The 13,234-nt window shown below is 46.3% G+C and carries 10 protein-coding genes and 1 pseudogene; 9 read left to right on the forward strand and 2 right to left on the reverse strand.

Annotated features, from left to right (window positions below):
- Window positions 1-206 precede the first annotated feature (206 nt).
- The 8 genes from hcp to FE296_RS19225 all read left to right on the forward strand — a co-directional run bounded on the left by hcp (window position 207) and on the right by FE296_RS19225 (window position 9,092).
- On the forward strand, window positions 207-1,499 hold the full coding sequence (gene hcp / locus FE296_RS19195) for a hydroxylamine reductase (RefSeq protein ID WP_150366019.1): 1,293 nt from the start codon (window positions 207-209) through the stop codon (window positions 1,497-1,499).
- A 298-nt stretch (window positions 1,500-1,797) separates the two neighbouring features.
- Window positions 1,798-3,207, forward strand: a complete 1,410-nt coding sequence (locus FE296_RS19200) for a PTS transporter subunit EIIC (RefSeq protein WP_190945360.1) — start codon at window positions 1,798-1,800, stop codon at window positions 3,205-3,207.
- 252 nt (window positions 3,208-3,459) lie between these two features.
- A complete protein-coding gene (locus FE296_RS33475) occupies window positions 3,460-3,756 on the forward strand; it encodes an NAD(P)/FAD-dependent oxidoreductase (protein WP_223868943.1) in 297 nt (98 codons plus the stop codon).
- Window positions 3,757-3,798: 42 nt separating this feature from the next.
- Window positions 3,799-4,002 carry a hypothetical protein gene (locus tag FE296_RS33480; protein WP_223868944.1) on the forward strand — a complete coding sequence of 68 codons (204 nt, stop codon included), beginning with the start codon at window positions 3,799-3,801 and terminating at the stop codon, window positions 4,000-4,002.
- 327 nt (window positions 4,003-4,329) lie between these two features.
- Window positions 4,330-5,007, forward strand: a complete 678-nt coding sequence (locus tag FE296_RS19210) for a collagen-like domain-containing protein (protein WP_223868945.1) — start codon at window positions 4,330-4,332, stop codon at window positions 5,005-5,007.
- Between the two features lie 313 nt (window positions 5,008-5,320).
- Entirely contained in the window at window positions 5,321-5,863 is a 543-nt protein-coding gene (locus FE296_RS19215) for a CueP family metal-binding protein (RefSeq protein ID WP_150366021.1), read from the forward strand.
- A 182-nt stretch (window positions 5,864-6,045) separates the two neighbouring features.
- On the forward strand, window positions 6,046-7,047 hold the full coding sequence (locus FE296_RS19220) for an ABC transporter substrate-binding protein (protein ID WP_124115888.1): 1,002 nt from the start codon (window positions 6,046-6,048) through the stop codon (window positions 7,045-7,047).
- Window positions 7,044-9,092 (forward strand): iron ABC transporter permease, encoded by a 2,049-nt coding sequence (locus FE296_RS19225; RefSeq protein WP_124115889.1) that lies wholly within the window; start codon window positions 7,044-7,046, stop codon window positions 9,090-9,092. The genes FE296_RS19220 and FE296_RS19225 overlap by 4 nt, the downstream gene beginning before the upstream one ends.
- Window positions 9,093-9,314: 222 nt before the next feature.
- Here FE296_RS19225 and FE296_RS19230 read toward each other — a convergent pair whose 3' ends face one another.
- Both FE296_RS19230 and FE296_RS19235 read right to left on the reverse strand, forming a co-directional pair.
- On the reverse strand, window positions 9,315-10,487 hold the full coding sequence (locus tag FE296_RS19230) for an aminotransferase class I/II-fold pyridoxal phosphate-dependent enzyme (RefSeq protein ID WP_150366022.1): 1,173 nt from the start codon (window positions 10,485-10,487) through the stop codon (window positions 9,315-9,317).
- Between the two features lie 93 nt (window positions 10,488-10,580).
- Window positions 10,581-12,656, reverse strand: coding sequence for a methyl-accepting chemotaxis protein (locus FE296_RS19235; protein WP_190945362.1), 2,076 nt, complete (start codon window positions 12,654-12,656; stop codon window positions 10,581-10,583).
- A 257-nt stretch (window positions 12,657-12,913) separates the two neighbouring features.
- On the opposite strand from FE296_RS19235, the pseudogene FE296_RS19240 reads away from it, so the two are divergent.
- Window positions 12,914-13,234: pseudogene (locus FE296_RS19240) on the forward strand (hypothetical protein); the annotation flags it as partial.

Genomic DNA, 13,234 nt, shown 5'->3' on the forward strand with positions numbered 1-13,234 from the left:
TTTTTAGCTGTACACAGTATTTTTCATAATGATCCGAGATATGCCTCTTTTCGAATGTTATTATTTCCAGTTTGCATGATGCTCTAGAGAACCATAGATAGATGTTAGATCAAAAACTGTGTGCACCATCACACTAGCGCATTTCAGGGTCTGTTACGCTATTACATAACGAAGGGCGTTTAATCTATGTTTGGAGGGGAACCCATATGTTTTGTTATCAGTGCGAACAGACGCCGAGTGGCGGGTGTACCGTGGTTGGGGTATGCGGTAAAAATGAAACAATCGCAAGTTTGCAGGATACAATGATTTTTGCGTTAAAAGGCATCGCTGCTTATGCGACACACGCACGCCAGTTGGGATATTCTGATCCTGAGGTGGATCGGATTACACATGAGGCATTATATATGACATTAACGAACTCGAATTTTAATGTGCAGGAACATCTGGAGATGGCGATGAAGGTAGGTAATGCAGCAATCCGCATTATGGACGTGCTGGATCGTGCGCACACGGACCGCTTTGGTGTACCGCAACCGATTACGGTTAGCCAGAACCAGATCGAAGGACAGTGCATTGTGGTGACGGGACATAATCTGTATGCATTGGAGGAGTTGCTGCGTCAAACCGAAGGTAAAGGAATCAACATCTATACCCACTCGGAAATGTTGCCTGCGCACGGTTATCCGGCGTTGAAGAAATACGCCCATCTCAAGGGTAATATCGGTAAAGCATGGTACGATCAGCGCAGACTGTTTGAACAATTCCCGGGTGCTATTCTTGCAACCACCAACTGTGTCATGCCGATCAAAGGCACATATGCAGACCGCTTTTTCTCTTACGAAGTGGCGGGTCTGGAGGGGGTTGCCAAGATTATGGATGATGACTTCTCACCGCTGATTGAACGTGCATTGTCTCTGCCTGCGGCTAATGTACAGTCGGAGCAAGTCTTAACGACAGGATATCATCATGAGACCGTGATTGGGCTTGCGCCCGAGATTATTCAAGCGGTGAAAGACGGTCATATTCGTCGATTCTTCGTTATAGCCGGTTGTGATGCGCCAGGCAAAGGTGGCAACTACTATCGTGAACTCGCGACATCATTGCCAAATGATACCGTAATTCTGACGACATCCTGTGGCAAGTTCCGCTTCAACGATGTGGATTATGGTACGGTTGGAGACACGGGGATACCGCGTTATATTGATCTGGGTCAATGCAACAATTCCGGTTCTACGGTGAAAATCGCAATGGCTTTAGCGGATGCTTTTGGCTGTACTGTAAATGAGTTACCTGTCAGCATTGTGCTGTCCTGGTTTGAGCAAAAAGCAGTTGCGATCCTGCTCGGCCTGTTCAGCCTCGGCATCCAGGACATTCGGATTGGACCGAAACCGCCTGAGTTTATATCGGAAGGGGTTCTGGATGTACTCGTGGATATGTTTGGGCTGAAGTTAATTACAACAGCAGAAGAAGACATGAACGCGATGTTGGGACTGTCATAGGATGAAGGGTGTATATTTATGTGCATCGCCATCTGATAACCGCGAATATCGGCTATGAATATGGTAAGTGAGACTCCTAAATAAAGATGGATAAGAGCCTACATAAGAGTAGGCTTTTTTGCTTTTTCGATCTTCATAGGTCCATATACCTTGTATAAATGAACATGCAATGTCAGGGAAATTAGTTTTTTTATCCTATTGAAGTTTTTTCATGGAAATGTGTATATAGATAGAGGCAGATTAGATCATAACACATCACAAAACACGGGTTTACCGTAACATGAGGAGATTGTACATAATGCATAACACACTGATTGAAGATTGTTTGAAACTCGCAGGTGGCAAGGAGAACATCAAGCTCGTAGAACATGATAAGGGAACAACGACACTGGTACTGAAGGACAGTACACAATTGAACATGTCGGTTCTTGCCTCCACATATGTTGTAGCAGATATTCAGGTAACAGGTGAGCAGTGTCATCTGACAATAAGAGATGAATCTTCCCTGATCTACAATGCGTTACTGGGTATGGACGCTTGGGATTCGACAGGGACAGCGTTGCAGGAAGCGGGACACGTGAAGAAGAACAGATTCTCGATCTTACATTTTGTATCCGATGTATTCAGGCCCTTGATGCCTGCAATTCTCGGAGCCGCTGTTATTAAAATTATAATCGCCATTATTGCGTTAATGGATACGTACAGTTCTGCGGATTCTTCTGTATTGATGGACAGCCAGACCTTTACGATCTTCAGGATCATTGGAGACGGTGTATTTTATGTACTGCCTGTATTGGTAGCAATCAGCACAGCTTATCGGTTGAAGAGCAATATCTATGTTGCAGCATCTATTGGCGGACTCATGTTTTATCCGGAGATGACCATGCTGATGTCAGGGGAAAAAGAGGTTCATTTCCTGGGTGTGCCACTTGTGTCCCAGCCTGCTTTTTACTCTACGCCCATCTGGGTCATTCTAACGATCTGTGCAGCCGCCTTCTTGGAAAGAGTCGTTGAACGATGGAGCCCAAAATTCTCCAAAGGGATGGTTGCTCCATTCCTGACGATTCTGATTCTTGTTCCGCTAGTCTTGATGATTCTTGGTCCAGTCGGCACCTGGATTGATGAATATCTGCCGGAGGCATTGGATTCACTCGTAGCTAATGCTCCAGTGTTGTCGGTGATGTTACTGGGAGCAGTCTTCTCGCTAATGTTAATTATGGGATTACACTACTGGCTGATTGCCATTATCCTTAATGATATGGTTATGAATGGTGGTTCTATGGTGATTGCTGCCATGTTAGTGGCGATTGTAGGACAAGCAGGGGCTGCGCTCGCAAACGCTTTGCGTTCGAAAGAGCCAACATCCAGAAGACTTGCTTTCTGGGCAACGGGAACAGCCCTCCTTGGAGTGGTAGAGCCTGCATTGTATGCGGTCAACATGAGAAAAAAATCCTCTTTCTATGCGGCATTGCTGGGTGGAGCTGCGGGTGGACTATATTTTGGATTGTTATCTGTCAAGGCATTTGCTATGGTGGGGAATCCAAACTTGGCCAGCCTTCCGCTCTTCATCGAAGAGGGTAGCCTGAATCTGTTACACACATGCATTGGTGTGGTTATTGCTTTCGGCGTCTCAGGTGGACTGACGTATTGGATGGCAGGAAAAGGAAAGAAACGTGGACAGGGGTCACCGAAACCCAGCATTGAGTAATACGTAAAACGTAGCATAGAAAAGTAGCATTAAAGTTGTAAGAAAGAGCCTGTACCGGATGGTACGGGCTTTTTTGTTGTGTTTTTTCTGATTAAAATTAATTATGAGATGTATAATAGCTGTCCACCATTTTATTCAGGCTATAGCTTGTTGGTTATGGAGTTGTCATGTATTTTGATATAGTGAAACCTATAAATCTGGATTACTAATCCCCATTGAAAGGATAACCTATGTCTGACAACATGGAATGGATTGCTCAATGGAAGTTCCGCAGTCGATTGGGCGAATGAAATGTGCAAAATAGCAAGTGAAGTTACGGTGGCACACAGACGTCATGAATTTACTGGACATGAGTCGCCTGTTGCCCAGATGAAAGCTCAATCCAACGTCATGACACCATATAGTATCTCTCGCTTATACGGTACAGGTGACAAAATCGATCCTGTCGAGCTGGCCCATGTAGAAACCGGTGAGATCACACATGTTGAAGTGGATGAAGTTGTTGTAAGCCATGGGTATGATCGTGATTTTGGTAACCTCGTGCAATGAGGGCTAGCGCGTGAAGATTACGGCGTATCCGTTGATCAGCGCATGCGTACCAACATTCCAGGCATATTCGGAGCAGGTGATTTCATCACCTATGGAAGCAAAGTCAGGCTGATCGCTGGTGCTTTTAACGATGCGGTGCTCGCAGTCAACAGTGCCAAGACGTATCTGGAACCTGACGCGTCTGATATGGCGGGTGTCTCTTCCCACAACGCCCGGTTCTATGAGAAAAACAAAACACTATTGTAAAATAAGAAGAACCTGTGTGAAAGGGATAAGCATAGCAAAAGCCAGTCAAACATCGAGAGTATCTCGTGTTCGACTGGCTTTTTTATCTGCATATTATATTGAAAATTGGTCTATGCATTCATGTTATAGACTGGATTCATAGACCAATTTACTCATTATAGGCACTATAATTTTCTAATTTATAGTTAATAGTCTATGCCCCTCGTGATGGATACACATAGTATGTGGAGAAATATCACGGAGGTGAGTTGATTGTTAAATCGTCATGGAAAACGCATTTGTAGACGTAAATTTAAACAAAGCATGCATTGTCGAGTTAAGGTTAAGGTGGTAAAGGTTAGACCTAAGGTTGTGGTTAATGCACCGCAAGGCGCTCAAGGAATTTCTGGACCAATAGGACCAATAGGACCGATAGGTCCAAAAGGGGCAACTGGCGCTCAAGGGATACCGGGACCACAAGGACTGCAAGGAATTCCGGGTATACAAGGGCCAGTCGGGCCAGCAGGCGCGCTCGGAGCAGTGGGTCCAGTAGGTCCAGTAGGTCCAGCAGGTCCAGTAGGTCCAGCAGGAGCAACAGGTCCGGCCGGTCCAGTTGGGGCTGGAATATCCGATTTCCTAAGTGTTTTCCGAGCAGATCCTGGCACAGGCACAGACACAGTACCTGGCAACTCACCAATAACTTTAACCGGGGTTTTGGCTAATGTTGGAGGTGCATTCACTTTCGTGCCGCCTTCCTCCACGATAACAATCAATGAAACAGGAAGTTACTTGATCTCTTTTAGCATTCATAATCAGGGCGATGCGGCTTTCAACCTCACGGTAAATGGAACGCCCATAACTCCTGTGCCTTTCACAGGTAATGGAGGTGGACCTATCTCTGCTGAAGTAATTATTACAGTAACAACGGTTCCGACGACGATCCAGCTGGTAAATGCGAATGCAACTCCTGCACAGTTGCATAACAATCTAAATACCACTGTGACCATTCTAAAACTGACTCCTTAATTCCGATTCTCAATATAGTCTATGTCAGCATAAAAATAAAAGTTTATGTCTTTTATCCAGTCAATAAGTCTATTTATCCAGCAAGATAGTCTGAACTAGTAGGCACTGGAGAGTGGCGGGACGATGAAGCGCATAGACTTCACCGCTGCTCTCTGCGTTTCCAGAGCCCAGGCTACCATTCGAACCAATCAACTATGATGCGAAAAGATTCGTACCAATAATGTGATAATCTGGTGAATTGTTTGTTGTATAAGTCCATATTTCTTCGTTCTCCATTATACTTAATGAAAACGGACGAGGAGATGGATTCCAGATGAAAAAACAAATATGGATCATTGCAAGTGTTGCAGTTGTGATTGTAATTGGAACCTATCTGTTTGCAAGCAATACAGGCAAGGAAGAGGCGGGTACAGCCAATGCGCCCAGCATCAGAAAATTGGTGGAAGATATCAGCACAGGAAAAGAGACACCGGAATCTGCCTCCATCAATGCTAAACAGTTAATCGTAACCGATCAAGATAAAAAGACCACTACATACGATTTGCCTGAAAATGAATTTTTCCTTTCCATTGCACCCTATGTGGACCAGACCCATCCCTGTGCAATTCACAGCTTGACCGGTTGTCAGGGGGAAATGAGCAATAAGGAATTCAGCGTTACCATTCATGATTCCCAAGGCAACACTTTTATGAAAGATGAAGTGATGAAGTCTGGTACAAACGGATTTATGGATTTTTGGGTGCCTAGAGACAGAACCTATCTGATTCGTATTGTTCAAGATGGAAAGGTTGCAGAAACGCAATTGTCTACATACGAAAATGATAATACATGCATCACTACGATGCAGTTGAGTTAGTGCAACAGACAAGCACTAGAAGGGAAAGGATGGCCTTAGAGCTATCCCTTTCCTTTTTTATTGCATAAAAGAGTTGGAATATGGTACTTTGCATTGACAAAAATCCATTCCTACGGCATAATCCAATAGTGATAATGATAATTGTTATCATATAAATACATACAAACAGGGGAGATCAAGACATGAAAAAAGGGTTAAATGCACTGTTGATCATGCTGGCATTTGTGCTGGTTTTGGCGGGTTGTGGTAAAACCACGACTACAACAGATACAAGTCAAGGTACTAATTCGGGCAGTGCTCCCGCTGAAGAGACAGCAGGTCCTGTTACCGTGAAGCATAAACGTGGAGAGCTTAAGCTGGACAAGCCAGCAGAACGTGTTGTTACGCTTGAATGGACATATACGGAAGATGTTGTTGCCCTGGGGGTTCAGCCAGTAGGTAATGCAGATAACGCTAACTATAAAGTGTGGGTAACATCCGAAGCAGCACTGGATGATAGTGTAACGGATATCGGAACACGCGGTGAGCCGAATCTGGAAGCTATTGCTGCATTAAAGCCGGATCTGATCATTGCTAACGCAGATAATAATAATGCGGTCTATGATCAGCTTAATGCTATCGCACCAACCATTGAATTCGATCCGTATGATGGCGATGGCTATAATTATGACAAAATGACAGAGATCTTTAATACCATTGCAACAGCTCTTGGTAAAGAAGACAAGGCTAAGCAAGTTCTTAGTGATCTTGATCAGCACTATGTAGAAGCCAAAGAAAAATTGGCTGCTGCGGGTAAAGAGAACTTCAACTTTGCACTGACTCAAGCATTCACATATCAAAATGCAGTCAGCCTGCGTATGTTTACGGATAATTCGGTCGTTATTGGTACATTGGACAAAATTGGTCTGGTGAACGATTGGAAGCCGGACAAACTGGAAAACTACGGCTTCTCGACAGTAGGAATTGAGTCGTTGACCGCTGTTAAGGACAGTAACTTCATTTATATTACTCAACCAGACGATGACGTTTTTGGCACAGCCATGAAAGATAACTCGGTTTGGAACGGACTGAACTTCGTGAAGGACAAACGTACCTATCAACTGGCCAGCACCACATGGACTTTTGGTGGACCGATCTCTTCCAAAGTATTGGTTGATGGGGTAGTCGAGGCGATTACCAAATGAGTTCGGTTCAAGGATCTAAGCCAGCTATGAATTGGCGCACAATAAGCATATATGGGGGCGGTTTAACCGCTCTCATCGTGCTTTTTTTTGTAAGTCTAATTTATGGAGAGGCATCCATTCCTTTGCATGTCGTTTGGGACTCGCTCACAGGCAGACAGGATTCATTAGAGCACAATATGGTCTGGGACTTGCGCATGCCTCGTACAGTGATTGGTATTCTTGCGGGTGGTGCATTGGCTGTTGCGGGCGCTTTGCTTCAGACGATTACGCGTAATCCACTGGCTGCTTCGGATACACTGGGCATTAATGCAGGAGCGTACTTTGTGGTGGTACTGGGAGCTATCGCTTTTCCAGGTCTATTAAGTCAGTCGCCTTTTCTTTTCGCAGCACTAGGTGGTTTGCTGGCAGCATTTGCGGCTTATTTCATGGGCGGCGGACGAACATCAAGCCCGGTTCGACTTGCGTTGTCCGGGATGATTGTATCAATGGTGCTTGGTTCATTTACAAGTGCATTACATATTTTTTTCTCCATGGAGACACAAGGGTTGTTCCTTTGGGGCTCCGGAACACTTGTCCAGAATGACTGGAGTGGTGTGTTTTATGCTTTGCCTTGGGTGGTTGGGATTACCCTTCTCACGTTAATCCTGTCCAGACAGTGGGATATGCTGGAGCTGGATGAATCAACGGCTTCTTCCTTGGGACAAAAGGTTACATTGGCTCGTACAGTAGGGTTAATTCTTGCTGTATTGCTGGCTGCCGTGATTGTCAGTGTAATCGGACCGATTGGGTTCGTGGGACTGGTTGCACCTCATCTAGTTCGATTGAGTGGTGTACGTTCTAATCGATTACTTTTACCCGGTGTGTTCATATGGGGCGCAGCGCTCCTGGTTGGAGCAGATGTCCTCGCCAAGATGGTGCATAACTCCAGCATGGAACTGCCAACGGGTGCCGTTATGGCGATTATTGGCGCACCGTGGCTCATCTGGCTTGTTCTTACACGCATGAAGGCTGCGAATGGATCAGGCATGTCTACATCAATGAGCACAGGAGGAGCTGCGCGTCGCTTTGCATTTGGCCCTATGGCTGTATTATTCTCAGTCATAACGGTCGTGCTTATCTTGCTCAGTACGATGTTTGGCGGTATGCGAATTCCGCTGGCCGATTGGTTACCAAGTCTGTTCCAATCGGATGGACTGTTCTCCGCGCTGATTCAGCTTCGGATTCCGCGTACTCTTGTTGCCGCAGGTGCAGGAGCTGCACTGGCAATTAGCGGTGTGCTCATTCAGATGGCGGTACGTAACCCGCTGGCAGATGCTTCAATTGTTGGTGTGTCCTCAGGTGCAGGGCTTGGAGCGATGATGGTCATCATTTTATGGCCGGGTCTTCCGATATATTTGCTGCCAATTGCGGCAATCATCGGTGCAGCCATCGCTGCAGTGGTTGTGTTCTCCCTCGCCTGGAAGAAAGGACTCAACCCTTCGGCGGTTGTATTGCTGGGGATTGCGATGTCTGCGATTGCTGGAGCAGGTATTCAGATTCTGATTGTCCGAGGTGCGGTATACGGTAGCAGCGGATATATCTGGTTGACAGGAAGCACCTATGCTCGTACCTGGGAACAGGTGAAGGTTATCGGATTATTTTTAGTTATTCTGGTACCGGTAGCTTGGTGGCTGGCACGCAGATTCGAACTGCTGGTATTTGACGACAATAGTGCATCCGGGCTTGGTCTCGGAGTACGTCGTACACGTTTATTAGCCATGGCAGTTGGTGTACTACTTGCAGCAGGGGCGGTTGCTTGTGTAGGAACCGTTGGTTTTATCGGCCTGATTGCACCACATATGGTACGGCTACTGACGGGGAATAAGTTAAGACGATCCATGTTCCTATCCGCATTAGCGGGTGCAGTTATGCTGGTGCTCGCCGATACAATCGGCAGAACCGTCATGGCACCGACAGAGATTCCATCAGGCATACTCATTGCGATTATTGGAACACCGTACTTCCTGTATCTGATGTATCGTTCTAACTGGCGCAAGTCTGTATAAATCGTTGAAACAAAAAGCCTGCTCCCTGAGCAGGCTTTTTGCTGTCACTTGGCACCATTCTGCCGTGAGCTTAAATCACCCAATGAATGTCTATCCCCACACCAAATGACAAAATCCCCTCACGTCTACAAGAAGTAGAGATCACGTTATCAAACGTGATACTTTTACTCCCTGTGAACCTTGAGGGGATTTTTGCTTGAGCACATTCGAATCGTATTCCCGTTAGCTGGATTTCAGAATCCCGCTGTCATCGACGGATTGTACCGCTTGTTGCAATATTTCATTATCCTGAACGAGGGCGAAGCGCACATACCCTTCACCTGAAGGGCCAAAGGCACTCCCTGGTGTTGCGATGACTCCTGCATGTGTAACCAGATCCATGGCAAATTGTTCCGAGCTGTCGTAGTGCGCCGGAATCCGGCTCCAGACGAACATCGTTGCTTCAGGTTTGGCAATCGGCCAACCCAGACTGCTGAAGCCCTCACAGAGGATGTCTCTGCGCTGTTCATAAATAGCTCTGACCCGTTCAACCTCCGATTGATCACCGGTAATGGCGGCAATTGCTGCTTTTTGGATCGGTAGGAACATCCCGTAATCCATATTGGATTTTAGCTTTTTCAGCATGGAGACCATGGTTATATTGCCCACACAGAAGCCGATTCGAGCCCCGGCCAGTCCGTACGTTTTTGATAGGGAATTGAACTCAACACCAACGTCCATGGCGCCAGGAAACGCTAGGAAGCTTCCGCATGACTTTCCGTCAAATACGAGTTCACTGTACGCATTATCGTGGAGCACGATAATATCATACTTCTTGGCAAAGGCAATCAGGTCAAGATAGAACTGATCCGGTGCCATCGCAGTTGTTGGATTGTTGGGATAGGAGACCAGCATGAATTTCGCTCGATGAGCGATATCTTCCGGTATATCCTGAAGCTGAATAACATATCCGTCTTCTTCTTTTTGCGGCATATAATACAGTTCTGCACCTGCCAGTAACGGTCCATCCGCGAAGACTGGATAGCAGGGGTCGGGGACCAGCACCAGATCACCTTCATCAACAATGGAGAGGGATATATGTGCCAGCCCTTCCTGTGAACCGAGCAAGGAACAGATCTGTGTTGCCGGGTCTAACTCGACCTGATAGCGCTGCTTGTACCAATCGCTAGCAGCTTGCAGCAACTCACTCTGATCATTCACTGCATATATATAATTAGCCGGATCAGCTGCGGCCTCGCATAGCGCAGTTATAATATGTTGCGCAGGTGGGATATTCGGCGTACCCACACTGAGATCAATAACCGGCTGTCCGTTCTCCTGTCTGCGGCGCTTGATCTCCAGCAACCGGGTGAAAATTCCTTCGTTGAAATGATCCATTCGTTTGGCAAAGTTCATGATGATGATCAGCCTCCAATCCTCTTCGTATGCATATTCATTAATAATAAATGGACAGCGACTAAAAGAGAAGAGCAGGGGAAAGCTTGCGGATCATGACTTTACTTTAAACTGGCTTAATTCGTCTTGCAGTTTGCCAGATAGCTGGTTCAACTGTTTTGACAGATCCGCTACCTGTTCGATACTATCCAGCTGCTCCTGCGTGCTGGCGCTTACTTCTTCCGTCGATGCCGAGTTCTCCTCAGTGGTGGAAGAGATAATCTCCAGTGCCTGGAATATCTCATCTTTGTGCTTGTGTACATTGGATGTATTGTTAGTAATCTGCATCATACGCTGCTGAAGATCTTTCAGGTCTTTGTTAATACTAAAGAATACATGTTTGGTATCTTCTACGGATTTGGCATTCTCCTCCGCAATCTTCATACCACGCATGGTATGTTCAACCGACAAAGTTGTTTTCTCTTCAATAACATTCACCTTTTTGTTGATTTCCTCTGTTGCCTGAGCCGTCTGTTCTGCAAGTTTGCGGACCTCTTCGGCAACGACGGCAAATCCTCTTCCATGTTCGCCAGCACGTGCAGCCTCAATGGAGGCATTCAGGGCGAGCAGGTTCGTTTGAGAGGCAATCTGTTTGACCGTATCCACAAAACTGGATATTTCATTCCGACTCAGGTCAATCTCCTGGATAATAGAGGACATTGCTTGGGTGGACTGATGGTTTTCCTCGGACCATTTCGATAATTGTTCCACGACCGCAAGTCCTTGGCTGCTCTGATCAGCAGATGTCTGCACGACCGTTCCCATAGCCTGCGCATCGGTAGCAATTTCATCGATTTGGCTGGATAAAGAGCCTGTTTTTCGTAAAATATTTTCCGTTTCGATGGACTGATAATTCGTTGCATTGGCAATTTCGTTGATGGCTGTTGATGTGTCATTCATGGTCACAGCTGTTCGAGAGGAGATGGCTTGCAGATCATTCGACGACTGGTTCAGGATTTGCGCCGAGTTGCCGACCATTTGCAGCATGACCTGAATTTTCTGTACCATGGAATTCAAGCCTGTAGCGATCTGTCCAATTTCATTATTAGATTTGATATCCAGTTGGACAGTCAGATCACCTTGTTCAATCTGTTTAATCTTAGCCAGCAGCTGTGGTATGGAGCGTAACAGACGGCGAAGGGTAATGTAACAGATAATTACAAGTAGAAGGGTAGCTGCAGCAAAACCGCCAAGCGTAATCCACGTGAACGTTTTTAATTCCGCGAGAACTTCTTCTTCGGATATGGTCAGACCAACGGACCATCCCGTATCCTTGCTGGTAGCGTAGCCGATATAACGACGTTCCCCATTGTCGTTCATAAGCTGTACGCCGTTTTCACCGGCAAGCATTTTCTTGCCGATGTCCCCCATGTCCCCCGTACTGTCCAGGATGTTCTCCTTCAAAACCTTCTCTTGATCCGGATGGTACAGAATTTCCCCGCTCTTGGACAGCAACATGGAATAGCCCGTGCTTCCAAGGGAATAACTCTCCATAATCGCCGGAATATCCTTAAATGCAATATCCGCTGCGGCAAAGCCGATCGTGTTGTTGTTGTCGTCTTTGATCGGATAAAAGATACCCATAAGTACATTGCCTGCTGCAATATCAATGTACGGATCGGAGAAATAAAGTCCGTCTGCGGTGGTAACCGGCTTGTAGTATGGACGTGACTGGATATCAAAGTCCGGTGCAGATACGACACCATCATTTTGAATCCAAAAGCCTTTTCCATCCAGACCCGCGACCCAGGCATCGGCAAACGAAGGCTCTGCCTTAACGATAGCGGCCAGTGTCGCTTGTGTATCCGCAGCGTAGGTAGAACTTGCCGCATCCGCAGCAGATGCTGTTGTTTTTATGTATTGCTGAAATAATGTGTTGGTGGACATTTGCTTGACCAGTGCACCTTTTTCCTTGAATAGTGCATCAAATTCACTAACAATGGCTTGTGTCTTGGTCTGGAGCATGGATTCCTGCTGTTTCACCAGAATGTTTCGTGTGCTTGCAAACATAAATGTTCCCAGCACGGCAAAGACAACTACGATAATGATCAGCAGCACAATGGACAACGTATTTGCCATACTGGATGTCCGTGTTCCCGGTTTCCCCCACTTGTTCAACATGTTCGACATATTCCATCTCCCCAGATGAGTAATAAAAGCTTAAAACGCCTTAGTTATATGTCGGTATAAGTTATAGTTTTATGTAGATTGCTGTCGAATAATCCTGAAAGCGACGGAAAGGAAAGGCATGAGTATGAGAAGGATGAAAGGGGAGGGATGAAAAAAGAGGAAAGGAATGAAAAAACGGGGATCGGTGGTGGTTGATCCAAGCGATCTTGTTTATAATGGAATGAATTGGAACTATGGATGGAAAAGGGGGATTATCTGTGAGTGAGTTATGGCATGCTTCAATACAGGGGGCTCCATGGAATGCCGAAAAGATGCACCAGGCGGTGCATCTGTTGCGCCGCAGAGCAACGGTTCATTTTCGCGTTGGCGCGGATACACACGAGGACCTTGCCGAGCTCGATGCCAAAGTATTCTTTGCCCGGCCGGATCTGATCCTACACATATCGCATATGGACCCTAAAGGGGTATATTCATCCGGATTTATGGGGCGATTGGCACAGTTGAAGCATGTGTCTGCCTTGCAGCTTGATCTTTCGCAGGCACAGGATTTGACGATTCTGGGTGCGATGGAGCAACTG

This window comes from Paenibacillus sp. UASWS1643 (genome assembly GCF_008693195.1).
Classification (GTDB): Bacteria; Bacillota; Bacilli; order Paenibacillales; family Paenibacillaceae; genus Paenibacillus; species Paenibacillus amylolyticus_B.

What these genes read in the sequence shown, in the direction of transcription:
- FE296_RS19230 (WP_150366022.1), bottom strand. Translation starts at nt 10,487, where the DNA reads ATGAACTTTGCCAAACGAATGGATCATTTCAACGAAGGAATTTTCACC.
- FE296_RS19235 (WP_190945362.1), bottom strand. Translation starts at nt 12,656, where the DNA reads ATGTCGAACATGTTGAACAAGTGGGGGAAACCGGGAACACGGACATCC.
- FE296_RS19200 (WP_190945360.1), top strand. Translation starts at nt 1,798, where the DNA reads ATGCATAACACACTGATTGAAGATTGTTTGAAACTCGCAGGTGGCAAG.
- FE296_RS33480 (WP_223868944.1), top strand. Translation starts at nt 3,799, where the DNA reads ATGCGTACCAACATTCCAGGCATATTCGGAGCAGGTGATTTCATCACC.
- FE296_RS19220 (WP_124115888.1), top strand. Translation starts at nt 6,046, where the DNA reads ATGAAAAAAGGGTTAAATGCACTGTTGATCATGCTGGCATTTGTGCTG.
- FE296_RS19215 (WP_150366021.1), top strand. Translation starts at nt 5,321, where the DNA reads ATGAAAAAACAAATATGGATCATTGCAAGTGTTGCAGTTGTGATTGTA.
- hcp (WP_150366019.1), top strand. Translation starts at nt 207, where the DNA reads ATGTTTTGTTATCAGTGCGAACAGACGCCGAGTGGCGGGTGTACCGTG.
- FE296_RS19225 (WP_124115889.1), top strand. Translation starts at nt 7,044, where the DNA reads ATGAGTTCGGTTCAAGGATCTAAGCCAGCTATGAATTGGCGCACAATA.